Origin of the sequence: Ruminiclostridium hungatei, from assembly GCF_002051585.1 — a bacterium.
In the GTDB taxonomy this organism is placed as follows: Bacteria; Bacillota; Clostridia; order Acetivibrionales; family DSM-1351; genus Ruminiclostridium; species Ruminiclostridium hungatei.
Window position 1 is genome coordinate 88,724 of sequence record NZ_MZGX01000012.1, and the last position, 21,657, is coordinate 110,380.

Below are 21,657 nucleotides of genomic sequence, written 5' to 3' on the forward strand. Positions count from 1 at the left end.
ATGAGATCATAATCTGGAGGTAAAAATGAAACTGGGGTTCGTAAGTGCTATTCTGGACACTTCTTCCTTTGAAGAGGTAATAGATTTTGCCGGTGAGAATAAATTTCAATGTGTTGAATTAATGTGCTGGCCGGTTGGTAAGGCAGAAAGGCGGTATGCAGGTGTCACTCATATAGATGTATCTGCTCTTGATGATAAAAAGGTTGAGTATATCGACGGGTATTTAAAGATGAAGTCTGTAGGAATATCCGGTTTGTCCTATTACCCCAATCCTCTTGACCCGGATAAAGAAAAAAGGGAATTCTATATAGAGCATATCAGAAAGATAATTATAGCAGCAAGCAAGCTTGGCCTGAAAAATGTGAACACGTTTATCGGAAAAGATAAGAATAAGACTGTTGAAGACAACATAAAACTGTTCAAGGAAGTTTGGACGCCAATAATTAAATTTGCAGAAGAAAATGATATAAAAATCGGCATTGAGAACTGCCCCATGTATTTTACAAAGGATGAATGGCCCGGTGGGTTAAATCTGGCATCTACACCGGCAATATGGAAGAGAATGTTTGAAGAAATACCGTCTGATAATTTCGGACTTAATTATGACCCATCACACCTGTTGTGGCAGCAGATGGATTATATCAAGCCCATCTATGATTTCAAAGATAGAATATTTCATGTGCATATAAAGGATATAAAAGTATATCAGGACAAGTTAGATAATGTAGGTGCTTTGGCAACTCCTTTGGAATATATTTCTCCAAAACTCCCCGGATTGGGTGATGTTAACTGGAGTAAATTCATTTCAGCTTTAGCTGATATAAGATATAAGGGAGCAGTTTGTATAGAAGTAGAAGACAAGGCATTTGAAGATTCGTTTGAAGACAGGAAGAAAGCTGTTATCTTAAGCCGGAACTATATAAATCAGTTTTTATATTAATGAATATCAGAGATTAAGAGATGGGAGACATTTTTATGCGAAAGGTTAAAGTAGGGATAATCGGGACAGGATTCATAGGACCTGCACATATAGAGGCATTAAGAAGGTTGGGCTATGCAGAGGTGGTTGCTCTTGCTGATATGAATGAAGAGGTTGCAAGGAAAAAAGCCGAGCTTTTAAGCATTGGAAAGTACTATGGAGATTACAGGGAAATGCTGAAAGATACCGAAATCGAGGTAGTGCATATCTGCACGCCAAACCATCTTCATTACATTATGTCAAAAGATGCAATGGAGGCAGGAAAGCATGTCGTATGTGAAAAGCCTATGGCCATGAACACTGCTGAAGCAGAAGAAATGATAAAAATAGCAAAAGAAAAGCAGGTTGTTAATGCATTGCATTTTAACCTCAGATTCTACCCGCTCATGCATCATGTAAAGATGATGATTGAGAATGAGGAATTGGGAAAGATCCTTGCAATAAATGGATCGTATCAGCAGGATTGGCTTCTCTATGATACGGATTTCAGTTGGAGATTACAGCCTGAGTTCAGTGGTGAGTCAAGAGCTATTGCAGATATTGGCTCACACTGGATGGATCTCGTAGAATTTACCACCGGACTAAAGGTTACAGAGCTCTGCTCAGACCTGGCTACTTTCCACCCCATCAGGAAGAAGCCTTTAAAGCCAATAGAGACATATTCGGGCAAGAGCCTTTCGGCAGAAGATTATGAAGAAATAGAAATTACAACGGAAGACTATGCTACAGTACTTTTAAGGTTTAATAACGGTGCTCACGGTTCAATGACAGTGAACCAGGTAGCAGCGGGAAGAAAAAACAGGCTGTATTTTGAGGTTTATGGCACCAAAAAGGCCATTGGCTGGGATTCAGAGAGACCAAACGAGTTGTGGATAGGAAGACGTGATGCGGATAATGGAATACTTCTTAGGGACCCATCTCTTATGCTGCCTGCCGGAAGGGAAATAGCAAGCTTCCCGGGAGGACACAATGAGGGCTTCCCCGATACATCCAAGCAGATGTTTGCAAAGCTTTATAGATATATATCTGAAAAAGGCTACCTGAAGGGAGAAACACCGGATTTTCCAACCTTTGAGGATGGACACAGGGAACTTTTGCTGTGTGAGAACATGATAAAATCAGCCAGAGATGAAAAGTGGATCAAGCTTTAAAACCCGAAGTAAAGCACCTCCTATTATAGAAACTAAAATTTATAATAGGAGGTTTTTGTGCCCTTCAACCGAAAGCCGGATAATATCAGTTTGTATGGCAGATATTCTATATACCGTCAAACAGTCAATTTACAGAGAAAATTTCACACCGTCTAAAAATGTCAAATGCAGTTGATATTAAAAGAATCCCCGGCAGGACAGTAATGCCTGATGGTATGCTACCCCTATATACGACATTGAAATGTAACAATTCCTATATGGGGTAGCATACCATGATACCGGGGATTTGTACCTGCTGCTCATTTAGGTGACGAAGTTTTTACATTTGGCTCTGCGCCTACTGGATAACGGGTTTTGTTGCCAAGGTTCTGGGTATCTGCAAAGTTTCTTTTACCGTCTGATTTAGTACTTTTATTCTTTCCCATAAAATCCTCCCTGAACATCAAGCTTCTATCAGTATCCTCTAGTGGTCTGTAACACCTAAAAGTCACATATTGCCGACGGTTAAATTCCTGCAGAATTTCGTTGTCGTTCTTGCCAATACATACGGTATTGCCTCCGGCCTCGCCTTATCCTGTAAAAAATTTTCATGCCGGCAATATACGTTTTAGCTGTCACAGACCACTAGTATTATTTGATTATCACCTTTTCATTATACCTGTAAAGATTGTCTTATATAGCTGTATTACCACAAAGGGCGTCAGGCCCAGCAACCCTATAATCCCCAGGTGGTCTATTACGCGGGTATCGATTTCAAACAGGTGCTGAAGGGGCGGAACGGCCAATACCAGCATAAGCAGCGCCATTCCCAGTAAGACTGCACCCCATTGATATTTGTTTGTGAAGAACCCTATTTTGAACAATGGGTACTTTGAACGGCAGTTAAAGCCGTGTATAAGCCTGGCCAGTGCCAGTACGGCAAAGGCCATGGTGCTGGCCAGCGCAGGATTTCCAACGCTCAGGCCGTAATAGAAGGCGGCAAGGGCAGCGGCGGCTATTACGGCTCCTTCAAATATGACGTGGAGCAGGAAGCCTCTGTTCAGCAGCGGCTCATTTATATCCCTCGGCTTTGAATTCAGCACGTCTTTCCTGTATGGCTCCAGACCCAGAGCTATTGCCGGCATTGAGTCGGTGAGCAGATTGATGAACAACAGGTGCATGGCCGTAAACGGCAGGGGGAGAGCCAGTACCGAAGTATAGAGGACTGCAAGTATGCCGGCGGTATTGCCGGACAGCAGGAACTTGATGGAGTTCTTTATATTTGCATAAATACTTCTTCCGTTTGAAACTGCCTTTACAATTGTTGCAAAGTTGTCATCCACCAGAATCATTGAGGCAGCATCCTTGGCCACCTCGGTTCCCACCTTACCCATGGCTACTCCGATATCTGCCTGTTTCAAAGCCGGAGCGTCATTTACACCGTCTCCGGTCATGGAGACCACATTTCCCTTATCCTGCCAGGCTTTTACTATACGAATCTTATGCTCCGGGGAGACGCGGGCATATACTGATATGTCCTGAACTCTGCTTTTCAATTCCTCGTCGGACATCTTTTCTACATCCACGCCTTCCACTGCATGGCTCTTTTCATCCATAATGCCTATCTGCCGCGCAATAGCCGAGGCCGTAATCTTGTGGTCCCCGGTTATCATTACAGGCTTTATACCCGCACGTATGCAGTCGGCCACCGCCTGCTTTGATTCCTCCCTGGGAGGGTCTATCATGGCAACCAGCCCCACAAAGGTAAGGTCCTTTTCATGGTCGGTGGTCAGCTTGGTCTGAGAATCGAAGCTTTTTTGGGCAAAGGCAAGCACACGCAAGCCATCCTGTGAAAATTCCCTGTTCACCTTTTCTATGAATTCTATATTGCCTTGCTCCATAGGCTTTTCGCCATGTTCGGTCAGAACGCTTTTTGACCTGCCCAGTATCACATCCGGAGCACCTTTGGTAAACATCAGGTATTGACCGTCTATATTGTGCAGGGTGCTCATCAGCTTTCTGTCCGAGTCAAAGGGCACTTCCGACAACCTGGCGTATTCCTCACGGACATCCTCTTCCTCATAACGGTAATCATTTGCAAGCTTTATAAAAGCTACCTCCGTGGGATCACCTACGGCTGTTCCATCGTTGATGGTGGCGTCACTTGACAGTATGCTTATTTTCACCACAGAACGCTGGAGGGTGTCCTCCATGTCCAGCTTGTCAGAATCAAAGGTTTTCCAGCCCACAAAGACTTTTTTTGCAACCATTTTATTCTGAGTCAGGGTTCCCGTCTTGTCGGAACAGATAACCGACACGCTGCCGAGACTTTCTACCGCATGCAGCTTTCTGACTATGGCGTTTTCCTTTGCCATCTTCTGCGTACCTATGGCCAGCACAATGGTCACTATGGAACTGAGCGCCTCGGGTATTGCAGCAACGGCCAGAGCTATTGCAAACATAAAGGAATCTATTACTGAATAGCCCCTTATAATATTAGTTGCCAATATTATTCCGCACAGTACAAGAATAGCTACTGCAAGTTTTTTGCCGAATTTGTCCAGACTCACCTGAAGGGGAGTTTGCTTGTTTTCTGCAGCATCCATCAGAGAGGCTATTTTGCCGAGCTCAGTGGACATGCCAATGCTGGTGACAGCCACAACAGCTCTGCCGTAGGTGACATGGCTGCCTGTAAAGACCATGTTTTTCCTGTCCCCTATGGGAACATCCGTACCCTCTATGATATCAACGGTTTTCACAACACTTTCAGACTCCCCTGTAAGAGAGCTTTCATTTACCTGAAGGCTGTGGTTCTCAATTATTCTGCCGTCTGCGCTGATAAAATCTCCGGCTTCCAGTAAAAGTATGTCTCCCACCAGAACTTCCCTGGAGGGGATTTCAACCCTCATTTTATTCCTTATTACCCGGGCAACGGGAGAGGAAAGGGATTTCAAGCTTTCCAGCGATTTTTCAGCTTTGAAATGCTGTACTGTACCCAAAATTGAATTTAAAAGTGTAACTGCGAAAATAACTATTGCGCTTTCATAATCCCTGAGAAAAAGGGAAACTATGGCGGCAATTAAAAGTATGATTACAAGAAAATCCTTGAACTGCCCCAGGAAAACCTTTATAAAGCCGGCCTTTTTCCCGGCCTGCAGTTCATTATAGCCGTATTTTTCCCGTATGCCGGCAATATCCTTGTCGGCAATACCGTTAAGGTTGGTTTTAAGCTCCTTAAGAACCTCCTCCGCCGGGTAGCTGTAAATATTCTTCATGTGACTCCCCCTCTGTGTGGTATATTTAAATCTATAAACTGAAATAAATTTAAATACCAAAAATTAAATGAAATAAGATAATTTTAATCTTTGCTCTTTTCAGGAAATGTATTCGGAAATGGATTGAAAGTTAAAATTATTATACATAAGCAGGAAATACATTACAATTAAATATTTTACATGTTAACAGCAAATTAACAAATGGAGGGAGAAATCTGAACAAAGCCACAGGAAATCTTAAGAAAAAATTTAGCAAAAATGAAATGTAATTTTAAGTGCTATTCTGATATAATATCAAAAGGGTTTGTCAAATAAAGGTTTTCAGCGGCAAACGCTCAGGAGGTAAACATGAGCCCAAATAGAAAAAAAAGAAACAGTTTTTTGCCTGTGATTACGGTGTTTTTTACTGTTTTACTTATAGCCCTGACCGCAGTATATTTAATGTTCAGCGGAAAATTGCCCTGGCTTGATTCAGCAGGCTATACACAAGCAGGCAATACCGGAAAGAATACAGGGGCAGCGGATACTACAAAGGCTGGGGGAGCATCAGGAAATGAACCGTCACAGGAAAGTCAGACACCTTCTGAAGTTTCGGAAGGCCCGCCTCCCGAAAGTGAAAACCCGGATGATCTGTTGATTTCGTGGGGAAATCCTGAAAGCATGACAGGGAAAAAGGCTCTGAGTGACGGAGCCTGGCAGAAGCTGTATAAGGATGGGGGTAAAATCTCCTACTGGACCCTGGTTAACAACAAAACGGTAAAAAACTATGAGCCTCCCTATAATACGGCATTCGGCTCACCTGAAAAATATTCCGAGCTGGAAGGCGTTACCGCCTTCAGAGGCAACAACTATAGAACGGCGCCCTCATGGGGAAAGGCAAGTGTAAAGGAAAAGAAGCTTGAAATAGTTTGGACCCATGATATAGGAGCAGTATCCGGGGTAGGCAGTTATTGGCCGGGTGCAGGCTGGACAGGCCAGCCGCTTTTGGTGCATTGGTCCGAGGATGTAAGGAAGGTAATGAATATCAATGCCGATATGAAGGCAAAGGATTTGGTAGAGGTTATTTATCCTGTATTTGACGGGAATGTATATTTCCTTGATATGGAGACAGGGAAGCCTTCCCGGCCCAAGATGAATATTGGCTTTACGGTAAAGGGCACCGGCATGGTTGATCCCAGAGGCTATCCCCTGTTCTATACAGGGCAGGGCTTGAATGAAATAAACGGTAAGAAGGGCTCCTTCAAATATAGGATATTTAACCTTATAAACCAGAAGGAAATATACTCCTTCCCGGGTAATGATCCGGCTGCCTTCCGCAACTGGGGAGCAAATGATTCCTCGGCAATGCTGAACAGATATACGGATACCCTTATAAACTGCGGTGAAAATGGATTGGTATACAAGGCCCGGCTGAACACCAAATTTGACAGCAAGGCAGGAACCCTTTCCATTGAGCCCACAGTGACAAAGTATCGCTACAAGAGCAGCTACAGTGCCGAACAGGGAATAGAAAACTCACCGGCCTTCTACAGGAATCTTATGTATTTTGCCGACAACGGAGGCACCATCCAGTGCCTGGATATTAATAAAATGGAACCGGTTTGGATATACAATGCCGGTGACGATACCGACAGTACAATAACTCTGGAGGAGACGAAGGAGGGTGTATTCCTTTACACAGCCAACGAAATCGACAAAAGGGGAAAAGCCGGCTCAAGAGCCAACTGCAATATCAGAAAGCTGAATGCTTTAACCGGTGAACTTGTGTGGCAAAAGGACTATTCCTGTGTCTATCAGTCCTATATTAACGGCGGTGCGTTAGCAACGCCTGTAGTTGGCAAGAATGATATAAGTGATGTTGTCATATTTAATATTGCGCTGACAGGCTCCACAAGTGACGGCACATTGGTTGCTCTGGACAAGAAAACCGGCAGGGAGGTCTGGAAGAGGCATCTGGATGCCTATAGCTGGAGTTCTCCTGTGGATTTTATGTCTGAGGAAGGCAAAACCTATATGCTGCTGTGTGACTTCAAAGGAGACATGCATCTGATTGACCCCATGACGGGAGAGGATATGGACAAGATATCCGTTGGCGGAAATGTTGAAGCTTCTCCTTCGGTATATAACAATATGGCTGTTGTTGGAACCTATGCCCAAAAGATATACGGTGTAAAAATCAAGTAGGTCCCGGCAGATTTGTATGAGCCGGCGTCAAAAGACTGAGAGGAAAGGTTGAAGAAATTTTGAAGCAAATAAAAATGTGGCACCGATTCCATGCCGTGACTTTCATGGAGTTTTGTGCGAGACGGAGGGCATGGAAATAATTATGAGAAGATACAAAAGAAGAGCAACAAATAGATTAAAGGCTGTTATGACGATTATTATTCTGGCATTGATAACAACCGGCATTTGGATTGGACTGAGCAAACTGTTTGATTCAGACCGGGACAGTATAAAAACCACATCAAATGCATCAGGTATTGCCAATTCTTCAGGTACGCCGGAAGAGGCTGAAGAGGAGCTCGAACCCGAGCCGGTTGCGGACCCCATGCCTGCCGAACTGACAGATTCCGAAAAATTAAAATCCTCCTGGACGGAAGAGTCGGATTTTGGAGGTAAAAAGGCATTTGCTGATTTTGCTCTTGACAATACTCTTTCAAACGGGTTGAGCATGCAGTCGTGGATCTTCCGTAACAACACACCCTTGAAGGAATTCAAACCCAGCAAAAAAAACAAAATTGAATTCGGACCGTCATCGGAATATTCCGAGCTGGAAGGGGTTACCGCCTTCAGAGGGAACAATTATAGAGACAGTGCAGCCTTTGGTACCAGAACCGTCACAGAAAAAAAGCTTGAAATAGTCTGGGAAAAAGACGGTCTGGGGGCAATTTCCGCCCACAACAGCTATTGGCCGGGCACAGGCTGGACTGGACAGCCGCTTATTATTCACTGGCCGGAAGATGTGAGAAAGCTCATGAATATCAACGGTGAAATGAAGGCCAAGGATTTGGTAGAAGTAATATATCCCGCTCTTGACGGAAATATATATTTTCTTGACCTTGCAACGGGAAAGCCCACCAGGAATAAGATTGAAATCGGGTATCCCATAAAGGGTACGGGAATGGTGGACCCCAGAGGCTATCCCATACTGTATACCGGAATGGGCATTAATGAAAACAGCGGAAAATTTGCAGAGTATAAGTATAGGATTATAAATCTGCTTGACCAGAAGGAGCTCTATTCCATTTTCGGAAGGGATGAGGCTGCATTCAGAGGCTGGGGTGCAAATGATTCCTCCGCGCTGCTGGACAGCAAAACAGACACGCTGCTCAATTGCGGCGAAAACGGCCTGGTGTACAGGGTCAAGCTGAATACCAGGTTTGACAAGTCGGCAGGAACCTTGTCCATAGCTCCACAGTTGACCAAATACCGTTATAGAAGTCCTTTTAACGATGAACAGGGTATAGAGAATTCACCTGCAACATACAAGAACTACATGTATTTCTGTGACAACGGCGGAACGCTTCAATGCCTGGATATCAACACAATGAGGCCTGTTTGGATATATGAGACCCATGACGACACGGACGCCACTATTGTTATAGAAGAAACCAAGGAGGGAGTTTTCCTCTATACTGCAAATCAGGTGGACAAGCGCGGAGAAAACGGCAAGGTACCTGTTGCCGACTGCAATATAAGGAAATTGAATGCTCTGACAGGTGAACTTATCTGGCAGAAAAATTACCAGTGCGTATATAATTACTATATTAACGGGGGAGCGCTGGGTACTCCCGTAATCGGCAAGGATGATATCAGCAATATGGTTATCTTCAACATCTGTTTTACAGGCTCCAACAGCGACGGCACCATGGTTGCCTTGGACAAGAAAACGGGGGAGGAGATATGGAAAAAGAAGCTTGCCTCTTACAGTTGGTGTTCTCCTCTTGATTTTAAGAGTTCAGACGGTAAAACCTACATGGTTTACAGCGATTTTTCAGGATATATGCACCTGGTTGACCCCATGAACGGAAAGACTCTTGATTCTGTTCCGCTCCAGGGAAATGTGGAATCCTCCCCTGCAATATACGACGATACCATAGTAGTGGGAAGCTATGCCAGAAAGATATTCGGAATAAAAGTCAAATGACCTTCTCCGGCCCGTAATTTGTTAAGGAAAAATTAATAGTTTAGGTGTATAAAAACCTGCGCAAATGTATTATAATTAGAATAATTTGGATGGCGGAGTCTGGATTTCATACATTGGAACCAAATTCGTGTCTCAACTGTCTAATAAATGGGGAGATATGACATAAAGAAAAATCAACGGTATAGAAAATTTTCCCCAATACCGGAATGGAGATTATATGAAGATTTTAAGAGAAATTACAAGCTGGCTTGGTACTGTTATCATTTCAATAATTGTGGCATTGCTTATAATTATTTTTCTTTTTCAGCCTACAAGCGTAGATGGTCACTCAATGGAAAATACTCTGCACAATGGAAACAAAATTATTATTAACAAGACTCAGAATATTTTCCACAAAGTACCGAATTACGAAGATATAGTTGTAATTGACAGCAGGGTGGAAAGGGAGAGAAAGTTTATGGATAATATCACCGACCCTCTCAAGTATAACCTGATTGTCACAAAAATCAGAGGAAGTATTGATGAAATCTTCTGGGTAAAAAGAGTGATAGGCAGACCAGGAGATGTATTGGAATTCAAGGACGGGAAAGTTGTGAGAAACGGAACCGTGCTGGAGGAAAGCTACATAAAGGAGCCAATGCTGTATCAGTCCGATGAAAAAATTACCGTGCCTGAAAAAAATGTGTTCGTTATGGGAGACAACAGGAATGACAGTAAGGACAGCAGAGTTATAGGCTGTATTCCCCTGGACCATGTTATAGGGAAATATTTATTCAAATTAGGATTCTAGGAGAGAATATGGATACCGTCCCGATATTTAGCAAGAGATACCATGTAGACTATGGAGATGCTGATTTTTACAGAAAATTAAAGCTTAGTTCCCTGTTCAATTATTTTCAGGATATTGCAAGCCTGCATGCTGAAAAGCTGGGGCTGGGTGTTGAAGAGCTTCATGAGAAGCAGGGCGTAACCTGGGTGCTGGTGAAAATGCTGGTGCAAATGGACAGGTTTCCGGTTCTCAATGAAGAAATAATTATTGAGACCTGGCCTGTTGAGCCCAAAAGGTTGGAGTTTGAGAGAGACTTTTTCATAAAGGCTGCAAAGGGAAATAATATATTGGGAAGAGCAAGTTCCAGTTGGGTGATAATGGATGTTGAAAGCAGAGAAATCCGGAGAACCGAGCTTTTTCCGGCGAATCTGCCGGCCTTTTGCAAGGAGCGGGCAATAGAAGGCAGGATGGGTAAAATTAAAGCAAACGGGCAATTGCAGCACGTTTACAATAAGATAGTCGGTTATAGTGATATTGATATAAACGGCCATCTTAACAATTCAAAATATATTGATTATATAACAGATTGTTTTTCCATAGAGAAGCACAGCCAATATACAGTTGATACAATTCAGGTTAATTATAGCAGCGAGGCTCTGGCAGGTGATTCCATAGTTTTTTATAAGGATATATCCGGCCTGGAGTCAGGAACAGTATATGTTGAGGGAGCGGACGAAGCAGGCGCAAAGACGTATTTCAAGGCTTGTATTACATTAAAATAACCCGTGAGCAAGTACAAAGGAGGCGTTTTCATGACAAACAATCAGAAATTAAAGGTTTTAGTTGCAATACTTTTTGTACTTATAATTGTGCTGGTAGGCTTGCTGATTTATGCCACCACCGTTTATAAACCGGAAACGCCGGCCTCGGATACCGCTTCTGTCACATCGGCGGTGTCGTCGGTCTCAGAGCAGTCTCCGGGAGGAAATACAGGTGAGGCGGAAGAAAATGTGGAGCTGGAACTCTACAATTACAGTGCCGAGGACTATAACAGCCCCAAGGAAATTGTCAAGGTTTCAGTGAGCAGGAAGCTGTATGAGGAAGATATAACAGCAGCCATAAACAAAGTGCTTGAAACTACAGGCTTGAGTATAGCCAAGGCAGTACTGGACGGCGATTTTATCACGGTGGATTTGACAAAAGAGGTTGCTGCGCGGTTTAATGCGGGAAGTGCCGGGGGCATCACCAATACAAATATCCTTGCCATGACGGTTTTAAATCTTCCGAAGGTTGAAAAGCTTGAAATCACCGTAGAAGGTGAGCACAATGTAGAAGGCGATCATTTCAGCTTCAACGGTATTTTTACAAAGTCCGCAGACGGCAGGAAATATCAGTTTGCCATGACGGATACCCAGGGAAAGGCAATTGACTTTTAACACGGGAGGACGGGGAAACTGTGGGAAAAAAGAGACTTGTCAGGACAGGTTTGTACATAGCTGCAGTGTCCGGAATTCTTGATACAATCATTATACGCAGCAGAAGCGGGAGTATGGATTTCGGCATCATACTTCCGGGCCTGGGCGGGCTGGCCTTATTACTGGGCCTGTTATTTTCAAACAGCAGTATATATAAAAACAGAAAAAAACTGTTCAATAACATATTTAAAGCAGGTATGGTGCTTTTTACCCTCTGGCTTGTTTCTTTTGTTATTGTATCGGTCATATTGATAAGTTCGGCTATCTCGGAGAGGACTGAGAAGGTTGACTGTGTCATAGTGCTTGGGGCGGGCCTTAAAGGGGAAACCCCTACCCTTGTCCTGGCCCAGAGGCTTGACAATACCCTGGCCTATGCAGCCGAAAACCCGGGTACGGTAATAATCGTATCCGGAGGTCAGGGACGGGGAGAGGCCATCACGGAAGCAGAGGGAATGAAAAGGTATCTTGTAAGGCATGGCATTGACGAGGACCTGATAATTAAAGAGGAAAAATCCACAAGCACCTTTGAAAATATGGTTTTTTCCCGTAACCTGTACAAGCAGAGCTTTGGCAAGGAACTCCGGAGGGTAATGCTTATAACCAATGATTTTCACATGTTCAGATCAAAAATGCTGGCAAAGAGGGCGGGGCTTGAGCCTTGCGGCATAAGCTCGGGAACTCCCTGGTACATTTATCCCAACGTATTTCTGAGGGAATATCTTGCTGTGTTCAAGTCATTGATTTTTGACAGGTAAATTCCGTCTTCCGAAGAGATGGAATTTTTTTTCGTCCTTGTCATAGACCATTGGCAGGACAAATATGATTGACAATAGCATAAGCAGGGCAGATACTATGAACAACACATGGAAGTTGCTTAAAACCTGCTTTCCAAAAACCAGCTCATTAATTCTCCATATCAGTTTCTTTGAAGTTTCCATGAACATTCCTGCACATATATATGCCACACCGCTTGACAGAGTTGTTATCAGAGCGAAATTCGCCAGGAACATGGACCTGTTTTTTTCAGGTGCCAGCCAGATTGAAAAGTTTGTCGACAGCAATTGGACTCCCTGCTGGAACAGGCCGGACAGCAAGAAGCATACCGACATGACCCCGATATATCGTGAGCTTGTTGCAAAGCACCACAATACAGGGAAAATACTGACAAAGGAGCAGCAAAGCCGTAAAACAGGCTTCATACCGAACTTATCCGAGAGCTTGCCTATCTGGTTTATAAACAGAACAGTGGTAATGCCCGAAACCAGTTGGGTAAAAATCGATATTGCAAAATATCCGATTTTAAGTTCTTCTATCATATATATGTTCAGGAAGGGAGTCGAAAAATTAAACCCGAAATTCCAGCAGGAGATGAAGATTATGAGCTTCAGGTAGTTTTTGTCCTTAAAGGGCTCGGTGAGCATTTGTATAAAGGATGTATTCTTCTCCAGAGGGGTAAGCGGCGGGTCTTTGACTCCAAGGAAACAGCTTGCGTCCATTGCCCCGAAAAAGGAGGCGATTATAAATACAACGGCAAAGCTGACGAGTGAATTGACATTGTCAAGATACTTTCCTGAAACCACGCCTGCAAGTATGCCTGTTATTGCGGATATGGCCATTCTCTTTCCGAAAAAGCTCCCTTTGATGTTTTCCGGGACAATATCTCCCATCCAGGAGGAATAGCTTATGACCACCACGGAGTTGGCCATTGAATACAGGGTAATAAACGCCGTTATCAAGAGCAAGGCCATACTTTTATTTTCCTGGGACACCACAAGGGGGATCAGTACTATTGGAATCCAGATAAGCCTGTGTATATATGCCGAAATAAGAAATATCAGCTTTCTCTTTCCTGTCTTTTCCAGAACATAAGAGGCAAATATCTGGAATATTCCTCCTAGAAAGGGAGTGGCGGCGATTATGCTGTACAGCAGGTCATTTGCGCCCAAGGCACGGAGAAAGCCGGTAAATGGGGCTCCTGTGACGGTGACGTAGAATATCTTTCCAAATATGACTGCAGCGGTTATAAGAAACAGGCTTTTTTTCATTTCCTGCTGGGTAAAGCTCTGTGAAGCATTCATAGGATTTGTCCTCGATTATTATTTAGTAATTGCGTTATCAATAATACCTGATAAGTATAATTGATTTTTTGCCATCAAAAAATGGACTATCTTAAATCAAAAAATGTATTTTCTTATTATTTTAGGGCATTCTATGAGATTTTTCTTGTCTGCTATTGCGGTAAATGCCTCAAATATTGCGCATACAATTGCACAGGCAATTAATAAGAGATAAAGATACCGAAGGTTGGCGGGAGCAGCTTGTGACAAAAAACAATATCGTGGGGCGTGCAATCGGCTTTTAAGACAGCAAAAAGAGCTTAAGGAAATGGGGCTGCGGGCCGATTATTGCCTGTGCACATTCCTTAAAGCTCTTTCTTAATGAACGCATTATTAAGCTTATTATTAAACTTATTATTAATTTCCGCTTACTGACATAAAGGGGCGGCTTTTTTATCCCTTTTGCAGCCGCATACTACTCAATGGGAGGCAGATTGTTAAGGCTGGTGTTTGAATCGGGTGAATATTCCACATCATCCAGCTTTCCGCTGAAGTAATTCTCGTAGGCGGCAAAATCAAAATAGCCATGGCCGCTTAAGCAGAATAATATAACCTTTTCTTCACCGGCCTCCCTGGCCAAAACTGCTTCATCAATTGCCGCACGAATGGCATGGGCAGATTCGGGAGCAGGCACTATTCCTTCAGTTCTGGCAAAAGTGATGGCAGCCTCAAAAACCGCCTTTTGCCCGTATGCCTTCGCCTCTATGAGCTTATCATTATAGAGCTGGCTCACAATGGCAGAATCTCCGTGATATCTCAAGCCGCCTGCATGTATTCCGGCAGGTATGTAATCATGGCCAAGGGTATACATTTTGGTTATTGGCGCAACCTTCACCGTATCACCGTAGTCATAGGCAAATATGCCCTTTGTGAGGGTGGGGCAGGCTGTTGGTTCTACTGCAACCGCCCGCAGCTTTTGACCTTTAAATTTGTCTTGCAGGAAGGGGAAGGTGATGCCGGAAAAGTTACTTCCTCCTCCGCAGCAGGCAAATACCACATCAGGATATTCATCCAGTATTTCCATCTGCTTTTTGGCCTCTATGCCTATTATGGTCTGATGCAGGCACACATGGTTCAATACGCTGCCAAGGGCATAATTTGTATCCTCATGGGTTGCGGCGTCTTCTACAGCCTCACTTATTGCGATACCAAGACTTCCGGAACATTCCGGGTCTCTTTCCAGCATGCTCCTTCCGCAGTTGGTCAGGTTACTCGGGCTTGCAACAACACTTGCTCCGAAGGTTTTCATAAAGGAGCGCCTGTAAGGCTTCTGCTGGTAGCTGACATTGACCATATATACCGAGCACTCAAGGCCAAACTGGCTTGATGCCAGGCTTATGGCACTTCCCCACTGGCCTGCGCCGGTTTCTGTAGAAAGTCTTTTTATTCCGGCAATTTTATTGTAATATGCCTGGGGAATGGCAGTGTTCAGCTTGTGGCTGCCGGTAGCGTTGGTTCCCTCGTATTTGTAATATATCCGTGCGGTTGTTCCAAGCTGCTTTTCAAGGCCGCGGGCTCTATATAACGGGCTGGGCCTGAATTGCCGGTACATTTCCCGCACTTCATCAGGAATGTCGATATAACGCTCTGCAGTCATTTCCTGTCTGATAATCTCATCCGGGAAAATGGCTTTCATATCGTCAGGTTCAATTAATTTTAGAGTTTGTGGGTTATGATAGGGCGCCGGTTTATTTGGCATGTCTGCAATGACGTTATACCATTGCTTGGGAATTTCACTTTCGGGCAGAATTACTTTGCTGATCTCATCTCGTCTCATATTAACCTCCCTAAGTTAGCTCAAAGCTAAGCTTCTTTCACCCGTTGTGCCGGGGCACGACAGATTCTCTTCTTCATAAAATTTTAGTCTATAATTATTGTATGAGATATATTAAACAGTGTCAATTCCAAAGTCAAAGCCAGTTCAAGCTCAAACAGCGTTCAAAGCCGGATTAAAGCAGTATTAGAGCCTTTTGTCGGCTTTTGGAAGGCGAAGGCTTTGAAACGTAGTTACTTTGGTAAAATTTTAAGCTCCTGTTTATACAAGCTTGATATAATATTTCGTAAGCCTGCCGAATATATTTTTGTATAGCTTGTATCAGGAGGGACATATGCCTGGATATTTTTTTACATACATTGACGGGATTCCGGAAGAAATGAAAAACAGGCTGTTTTCGGTGCAGCATTTATTAGCTTTGGCAATGGTAATTGCTGCCTGGGTTATGGTAATTATATTATTCAGGGATAAAACCCTGGACAGCAAATGGAAGGCAGTGACCTGCATGTCATTCCTGCCACCCCTTCTGGAAATAGCCCAAATGCTTTGGTACAAAAGCGTTGGAGAGTTTTCCTGGAGCTATACCCTGCCGCTGCACCTGTGCAGCCTGATGGCGGTTATTCTTCCGGTAATGGCCATTACCAGGAACAGGCTGCTTCAGGAGTATTCCTTTGCCATAGGCCTGGCTCCGGCATTAATGACACTTATAACTCCGGATGTTTATTATTACCCGGCACTATCCTTCATATATATTCAAACCATGCTGGTACACGGCATAATTTGCCTTATACCGCTGTTTATGGTCTTTTGCATGGGCTTCAGGCCGGATATAAGAAGGCTGCCGAAGGTTATAGCCATTCTGGTGGGACTTGCGGCGGCAATGGTACCTGTAAATAAGCTGACAGGCGGAAATTATTTCTTCTTGAGCTACCCGGCGCCAGGGTCTCCCATGGAGGCTTTTGCCCAGGCAGTAGGGAGTCCCTGGTATCTGATACCCACATTTTTGCTGGGGTGTGTGCTGTGGGCAGGTTCTTATCTTCCGTTCATAATCAGCAGCCATATCCCGGAACGCAAATATGGCCTTAAGGGGAACCTGCGTAAGGCACTCCGGCCCAAAGCTTCCGAAGCTGAAACAAAAGAGTCTGCATTGCAAAGATGACACAGCCCCATTACAAAAGCCTGTCCAGCGGCTTCAGCGCAGGACCCTCAAGCACTGTTCCATCAAAGCTGTAGCGGGAGGCATGACAGGGGCAGTCCCAGCTTTTCTCGGCAGAATTCCAGCGAACCTCGCAGCCCAGGTGCTTACAGGTGGCGTCAACAATATAATAGCTGCCATCCATATCTCTGTATGCCCCTGCCTTTTTTCCATTATAAGAAAGTTTTTTACCTTCACCGGGCTCAAGGGCTATGTCCTCCGGAAGGGCTGCTATTTTGCCGGAAATCAGGCTTCCTGCCACATTGAGGTTTTCTTTTATAAAATTCCTGGCTGAAGCCGCTGGAGTGAACCTGGAGGGTGTAAAAATCTCCTCGGCCTCACTTTTGCCCTTTGTCAGAATATCCCTTATTATCATTGCCGATACTGTACTTGTGGCCATGCCCCATTTTTGATAGGCTGCGGCTATGAATACATTCAGCTTGCTGCCGGTTATATGGCCTATAAAAGGAATTTCATCCATGGCGGTATAATCCTGGGCCGACCAGCGGCAGAGTACCTCTATAGCTTTAAATGTATCTTCCGCGTAATGTATCAGGCTTCTGTAATGCTCCTGTTCATTGTCGTCATCTCCGGTCTTGTGATGCTCCCCCCCGATAATCAGAAGCTGCTCCTGGTCCTCCAACGGCTGGGTACGGATTGACCGGGAAGGTTCCTCATAGGATATATACATCCCGCCGGTCAGCTTTATGGCAGCTTTTACTGCCAGAGCATATGAGCGTTCGGGAAACATTCTGGCCGAATAAAAGCCTCCTCCGTCATAGAAAGGAAAATGGCTTGCTATAACCACTTTGTCGGATACAATACTGCAGCCATTCCGGGTAGAGGTTTTGCACTGCTTGTCCTGGTGTATGTCCAATGCTGTGGTATTTTCAAATATATGGCCTCCGTTTTGCACAAAAATATCAGCCAGCTTAAGCAGGAATTTCCGGGGATGGAACTGCGCCTGATTTTTAAAGCAAACCGCTCCTTTCACCTGGAAGGGAAGGTCCAGCGCCTCCTCGAAGGCGGCGGGCATTTCCAGCAGTTCGGATGCTCTGACTTCATCCTCTATTTTGCCCAGGTATTTTTCGTCCAGAGTGTAAACATAGCTGGACTGACGGCTGAAATCACAGCTAATGCCGTTTTCACCTATTATATTCTCCAGCAGGGAGATTGCCTGCTCATGAATTCTGCCGTAGCCGTAAGCTCCATCTCTTCCTATATTTTTTATTAGCTTTGAATATTTAAGGTCATGAAGAGAGGTGATTTTTGCGGTGGTGTGCCCGGAGGTGGACATGGCTATGCGGAAAGAGTCTATTACCACTACGTCAAAGCCCTCTCTCTGGAGCAGATATGCATTTATCAAGCCTGTTATGCCACCTCCCACAATAAGGATATCAGTGCGGATATTATTCTTAAGGGAAGGATAGTCGGTAGCAGGAGTAGAGCCTATCCAATAGGATTCAGAGGGTTTTAAAAAGGTTTTTTCAATAAGGTTCTGCATTTAAATCTCCTATCTGCGCAAAGAGGCTGTTATATGAATAAAATCAGTCTTTAGCTTGCCCGAAATACACCAAAATATTTAACACCGTCATTTAATTGAGGAATATCATAAAAAGGCGGGCAGCCTAAGCCTCTTTTTGCAGATGAGAAAAGCAGGAGTAAATAGAAACCGGCCTGCCTGGAAACAAAAATGTGCCCTGGCCTGCCGGTCGGTTTTATATCTATATGGAACTGTAAACTGAAAAACCAGCTATTGAGCCGATTCCAGCCTCCCTTTTTTTGAACTGAATACAATCTTTAAAAGTGCGGGTGTTATTACTGTAGTAAGTATGACAACAATAAGTGTGGGTATGTATATTTCCTCAGAAATAATATGGTTTTGCATTCCTATATTGGCGGTAATTATTGCAACCTCGCCTCTTGAAATCATTCCCACGCCAATCTGAAGGGACTCTCTTTTACTCATTTTAAACAGCCTGGCTGCACCGCCGCACCCGAAAAGCTTGCCCACTACTGCTATTGCGAACATTACCAGAGTAATCAATATGACCTCTGGGCTCAGGCCCCTTATATCCGCGGCAATACCTACGCTGGCAAAGAAAATCAGGGAGAGGAAACCGGAAGATATGGCCTTCACGTTTTTCTCAATATACTCCCTGTGAATAAACTGTGAAAGTGTTAATCCGCATATATATGCCCCCGTAATAGCGGCAATTCCCAATATTTCAGAAATAAAAGCCAGAATAAGAGCCATTGCTATCGAATAAGTCAGCAAATCTCTTTTGTGCCTGTTATCAACGGATATTTTATTTATGAATCTGGGCACAAGGACAATCATTATTACGCTTAACAGGCAGAAGGCAATAATCTTTGCAAAGGTCAATATGAGGCTTATGGCTGCTGCCGAGCCTGACGCACCACTGCCCAGGGTCTGGGAAACAGCAAGCACTATGGAGATAAGTATAAGACCCAGTACATCATCAATAACTGCGGCTCCCAGAATATTGACACCTGCTTTTGTATTGAGCTTTCCCAGTTCGGTAAGTGTTTCAACTGATATGCTGACACTGGTTGCCGTAAGTATTACACCCACGAACAGGTTTTCCCAGAAGTTTGTAAAAAATAAATATGCTGCGGCAGTACCAAGGATAAGGGGAATGATAACCCCCATTAATGCGATGGCAAAGGAGGTCTTGCCCGCTTTTTTCAGTTCATCCACATTGGTCTCAAGTCCTGCAAGGAACATAAGCAGGATAACACCTAATTCCGACAGCAGTTTGATATTTCCGGTATATTCAACAAGCCTCAATACTGCCGGGCCCAGTATGACACCGGCCACCAGGGCACCTAATACCTCGGGCATTTTAAATTTCCGGCTTACAAGGCCACCCAGCTTTGTGAATATCAGAATAAGAGCTATTTCAATCAGGACTTTCTCCAAAAAAACACCCTCTTTAAGTCATATTGTATGAATGTGCAAAGCAAGCCGTCTGCCATGTATTCATATACAAGTATTCCGGCAGTGAAACTCCATATGGAAGATAAATAAAAAGGAAAGTCTCAAAACGGACTTCCCCCAGTGGAAGACAAAAAAACATTAACTTAAAAGAAATCTCACTTCAATATAATATCACAGTATATTCCATATTTCAAGAAATAGTCTTCCTGCCGGAGAGAAAAGTCCTCCTATTGAGGAATAGGGAATTCGTCCTGGAATTAAACAATGCTTATCTGAATATAATGTTGAGTCAAATAAAAGGAGGATGGATATATGCTGGAGCTTAACAATGTCAGGGCTTACTATGTAGATGCAGCAGGAATTCACATGGCCTTCGAGCCTGTGAGCCTACAGGTTTCAGCCGGCGAAATATGCACCGTTTTAGGGCCGTCAGGCTGTGGGAAGACAAGCCTTATGAGAACGATTGCAGGCTTGAATAATTGTTTTGACGGAGCAATTCTCATTAACGGGAAAGTATTAAATTCCCAAAGTGAAATAATTTCATACATCCCATCCGGAAATGGGATATTAAAGTATAAAACCGTGAAGGAAAACATTTTGTTTCCCTATAAAATCCGTAATATTCCGGTTGATAAGGAGACAATATTCAGACTGCATTTCCTGGCCGGCTATTTTAATATTGAAAATGTACTGGACAAATATCCGGCAGTTGCAACAGAAGCGGAACTGCTGGGTGCGGCATTGGCAAGGGGATTTATCATGGAGCCCGATATTCTGCTGATGGACGATCCTTTTTGCGGACTCGAGCCGTGCAGCAGGGAAACGGCTCAAAAAAAGCTGAAGCATATCTTAAGTGACAGCAGTACTGCAACCCTGTTAGTGACAAATAACATTGAGGAAGCCATTTTCCTGGGAAACAGGGTGATTGTTTTCTCGCCGGGCACAGGCAGAATCATCGCCGATATTACAGCCCTTCACAGCATGGATGAGGACAGGCATTCCTCGAGATTTTACAAGCTTGTTTCAATAGTGGAACAACTGATAAAAAGGGATTGGAGACACGGCGGATATGAGAAAATCCAAAATATATCTTGAAGGCTTTTTATTTATCAACATAATATGGCTATTGGTAAACAGCCTGTGTAAAAACGGCAAAATTCCGGATTTATGGGAGGTGTACCGTACATATGAATTTATTATGGAAGACAGGCTGCTGGCAGATACTGCATTCAGTTTGCTGAAAATAGCTGCCGGTGTGTCACTTGCACTGCTTTCAGGAGGTATTCTGGGATATTTCATGGCCAGAAGGTCCAAAGTGAATAAGGTACTTGAGCCGGTGGCAGTATTTTTGCTGCCCGTACCAAAAGCAATATTCATGCCGGTTGCTGTGGCAGTATTCGGATATAAGCACGCAGGAATAATAATAATTATGTTGATTATTCTGTTTAATATGATTATTAATGTCAGAGATGCGGTATTATCCATTGATCAGGACAGTGTGGACTACATAGTGAGTCTGGGCGGCGTCAGAAGACAACTGCTGGAAAATATCGTTATTCCCGAAATAATACCTGCCATCTTTACTACATTGAGGACAAAAATCGTTACGGTAATATCGACACTGCTTTTTTGTGAAGCTTTGGGCGCCGCAAACGGAATGGGCTATTATATTTTTTCTGCCTGGTACCGCAGGGATATGTTGTCGGTATACAGGGGAATCATAGCAGTATGCTTTATCGCCGTTATAATTTATCAAATTACAGAACTTGCAGAATATAAGCTGGTGAAAAAGAAATTCGCATCCAGTGGTCTGTTTTAGATGTTGCAGACCACT

17 protein-coding genes are annotated in these 21,657 nt (G+C 43.8%); 11 read left to right on the plus strand and 6 right to left on the minus strand.

The window, feature by feature from the left end; translation table 11 throughout:
• The first annotated feature begins 25 nt into the window (after positions 1–25).
• On the plus strand, positions 26–940 hold the full coding sequence (locus tag CLHUN_RS10330; RefSeq protein ID WP_080064514.1) for a sugar phosphate isomerase/epimerase family protein: 915 nt from the start codon (positions 26–28) through the stop codon (positions 938–940).
• Between the two features lie 35 nt (positions 941–975).
• Complete coding sequence (locus tag CLHUN_RS10335) at positions 976–2,130, plus strand: Gfo/Idh/MocA family protein (protein ID WP_080064515.1); 1,155 nt, start codon at positions 976–978, stop codon at positions 2,128–2,130.
• A gap of 299 nt (positions 2,131–2,429) precedes the next feature.
• On the opposite strand, the gene CLHUN_RS22695 is transcribed toward CLHUN_RS10335, so the two are convergent.
• On the minus strand, positions 2,430–2,555 hold the full coding sequence (locus CLHUN_RS22695; protein WP_278247534.1) for a hypothetical protein: 126 nt from the start codon (positions 2,553–2,555) through the stop codon (positions 2,430–2,432).
• A gap of 216 nt (positions 2,556–2,771) precedes the next feature.
• Positions 2,772–5,384 carry a cation-translocating P-type ATPase gene (locus tag CLHUN_RS10340; protein WP_080064516.1) on the minus strand — a complete coding sequence of 871 codons (2,613 nt, stop codon included), beginning with the start codon at positions 5,382–5,384 and terminating at the stop codon, positions 2,772–2,774.
• A 348-nt stretch (positions 5,385–5,732) separates the two neighbouring features.
• On the opposite strand from CLHUN_RS10340, the gene CLHUN_RS10345 reads away from it, so the two are divergent.
• The 6 genes from CLHUN_RS10345 (at position 5,733) to CLHUN_RS10370 (ending at position 12,530) form a co-directional block, all read left to right on the plus strand.
• Entirely contained in the window at positions 5,733–7,568 is a 1,836-nt protein-coding gene (locus CLHUN_RS10345; protein WP_080064517.1) for an outer membrane protein assembly factor BamB family protein, read from the plus strand.
• Positions 7,569–7,710: 142 nt separating this feature from the next.
• On the plus strand, positions 7,711–9,531 hold the full coding sequence (locus tag CLHUN_RS10350) for an outer membrane protein assembly factor BamB family protein (protein WP_080064543.1): 1,821 nt from the start codon (positions 7,711–7,713) through the stop codon (positions 9,529–9,531).
• 217 nt (positions 9,532–9,748) lie between these two features.
• The gene (gene lepB / locus CLHUN_RS10355; RefSeq protein WP_080064518.1) at positions 9,749–10,321 is read left to right on the plus strand and encodes a signal peptidase I; all 573 of its coding nucleotides are present in this window, start codon (positions 9,749–9,751) and stop codon (positions 10,319–10,321) included.
• Between the two features lie 8 nt (positions 10,322–10,329).
• A complete protein-coding gene (locus tag CLHUN_RS10360) occupies positions 10,330–11,082 on the plus strand; it encodes an acyl-[acyl-carrier-protein] thioesterase (RefSeq protein WP_080064519.1) in 753 nt (250 codons plus the stop codon).
• 30 nt (positions 11,083–11,112) lie between these two features.
• A complete protein-coding gene (locus CLHUN_RS10365) occupies positions 11,113–11,736 on the plus strand; it encodes a sporulation and spore germination (protein WP_080064520.1) in 624 nt (207 codons plus the stop codon).
• A gap of 20 nt (positions 11,737–11,756) precedes the next feature.
• Positions 11,757–12,530 (plus strand): YdcF family protein, encoded by a 774-nt coding sequence (locus tag CLHUN_RS10370; RefSeq protein ID WP_242656491.1) that lies wholly within the window; start codon positions 11,757–11,759, stop codon positions 12,528–12,530.
• Here the strand turns inward: CLHUN_RS10370 and CLHUN_RS10375 are convergent.
• Together CLHUN_RS10375 and CLHUN_RS10380 are read right to left on the minus strand one after the other, a co-directional pair.
• Positions 12,510–13,853, minus strand: coding sequence for an MFS transporter (locus tag CLHUN_RS10375; protein ID WP_080064521.1), 1,344 nt, complete (start codon positions 13,851–13,853; stop codon positions 12,510–12,512). The genes CLHUN_RS10370 and CLHUN_RS10375 overlap by 21 nt on opposite strands.
• Before the next feature lie 454 nt (positions 13,854–14,307).
• Positions 14,308–15,669 (minus strand): TrpB-like pyridoxal phosphate-dependent enzyme, encoded by a 1,362-nt coding sequence (locus tag CLHUN_RS10380; protein ID WP_080064522.1) that lies wholly within the window; start codon positions 15,667–15,669, stop codon positions 14,308–14,310.
• 331 nt (positions 15,670–16,000) lie between these two features.
• On the opposite strand from CLHUN_RS10380, the gene CLHUN_RS10385 reads away from it, so the two are divergent.
• A complete protein-coding gene (locus CLHUN_RS10385) occupies positions 16,001–16,825 on the plus strand; it encodes a YwaF family protein (RefSeq protein ID WP_080064523.1) in 825 nt (274 codons plus the stop codon).
• A gap of 10 nt (positions 16,826–16,835) precedes the next feature.
• Here the strand turns inward: CLHUN_RS10385 and CLHUN_RS10390 are convergent, their stop codons facing one another.
• Both CLHUN_RS10390 and CLHUN_RS10395 read right to left on the minus strand, forming a co-directional pair.
• Complete coding sequence (locus CLHUN_RS10390; RefSeq protein ID WP_080064524.1) at positions 16,836–18,365, minus strand: FAD-dependent oxidoreductase; 1,530 nt, start codon at positions 18,363–18,365, stop codon at positions 16,836–16,838.
• Positions 18,366–18,614: 249 nt separating this feature from the next.
• Complete coding sequence (locus tag CLHUN_RS10395) at positions 18,615–19,805, minus strand: cation:proton antiporter (protein WP_080064525.1); 1,191 nt, start codon at positions 19,803–19,805, stop codon at positions 18,615–18,617.
• Positions 19,806–20,135: 330 nt separating this feature from the next.
• Here CLHUN_RS10395 and CLHUN_RS10400 point away from each other — a divergent pair, with 330 nt between their 5' ends.
• On the plus strand, positions 20,136–20,918 hold the full coding sequence (locus CLHUN_RS10400) for an ATP-binding cassette domain-containing protein (RefSeq protein WP_080064526.1): 783 nt from the start codon (positions 20,136–20,138) through the stop codon (positions 20,916–20,918).
• Positions 20,893–21,642 carry an ABC transporter permease gene (locus tag CLHUN_RS10405; protein ID WP_080064527.1) on the plus strand — a complete coding sequence of 250 codons (750 nt, stop codon included), beginning with the start codon at positions 20,893–20,895 and terminating at the stop codon, positions 21,640–21,642. Before CLHUN_RS10400 ends, CLHUN_RS10405 begins: the two co-directional genes overlap by 26 nt.
• Positions 21,643–21,657: the final 15 nt, after the last annotated feature.

Coding starts and splice junctions, on each gene's coding strand:
- CLHUN_RS10335 (WP_080064515.1), top strand. CDS start 976: ATGCGAAAGGTTAAAGTAGGGATAATCGGGACAGGATTCATAGGACCT.
- CLHUN_RS10375 (WP_080064521.1), bottom strand. CDS start 13,853: ATGAATGCTTCACAGAGCTTTACCCAGCAGGAAATGAAAAAAAGCCTG.
- CLHUN_RS10385 (WP_080064523.1), top strand. CDS start 16,001: ATGCCTGGATATTTTTTTACATACATTGACGGGATTCCGGAAGAAATG.
- CLHUN_RS10390 (WP_080064524.1), bottom strand. CDS start 18,365: ATGCAGAACCTTATTGAAAAAACCTTTTTAAAACCCTCTGAATCCTAT.
- lepB (WP_080064518.1), top strand. CDS start 9,749: ATGAAGATTTTAAGAGAAATTACAAGCTGGCTTGGTACTGTTATCATT.
- CLHUN_RS10405 (WP_080064527.1), top strand. CDS start 20,893: ATGAGAAAATCCAAAATATATCTTGAAGGCTTTTTATTTATCAACATA.
- CLHUN_RS10400 (WP_080064526.1), top strand. CDS start 20,136: ATGCTGGAGCTTAACAATGTCAGGGCTTACTATGTAGATGCAGCAGGA.
- CLHUN_RS10350 (WP_080064543.1), top strand. CDS start 7,711: ATGAGAAGATACAAAAGAAGAGCAACAAATAGATTAAAGGCTGTTATG.
- CLHUN_RS10380 (WP_080064522.1), bottom strand. CDS start 15,669: ATGAGACGAGATGAGATCAGCAAAGTAATTCTGCCCGAAAGTGAAATT.
- CLHUN_RS10340 (WP_080064516.1), bottom strand. CDS start 5,384: ATGAAGAATATTTACAGCTACCCGGCGGAGGAGGTTCTTAAGGAGCTT.
- CLHUN_RS10360 (WP_080064519.1), top strand. CDS start 10,330: ATGGATACCGTCCCGATATTTAGCAAGAGATACCATGTAGACTATGGA.
- CLHUN_RS22695 (WP_278247534.1), bottom strand. CDS start 2,555: ATGGGAAAGAATAAAAGTACTAAATCAGACGGTAAAAGAAACTTTGCA.
- CLHUN_RS10330 (WP_080064514.1), top strand. CDS start 26: ATGAAACTGGGGTTCGTAAGTGCTATTCTGGACACTTCTTCCTTTGAA.
- CLHUN_RS10365 (WP_080064520.1), top strand. CDS start 11,113: ATGACAAACAATCAGAAATTAAAGGTTTTAGTTGCAATACTTTTTGTA.
- CLHUN_RS10345 (WP_080064517.1), top strand. CDS start 5,733: ATGAGCCCAAATAGAAAAAAAAGAAACAGTTTTTTGCCTGTGATTACG.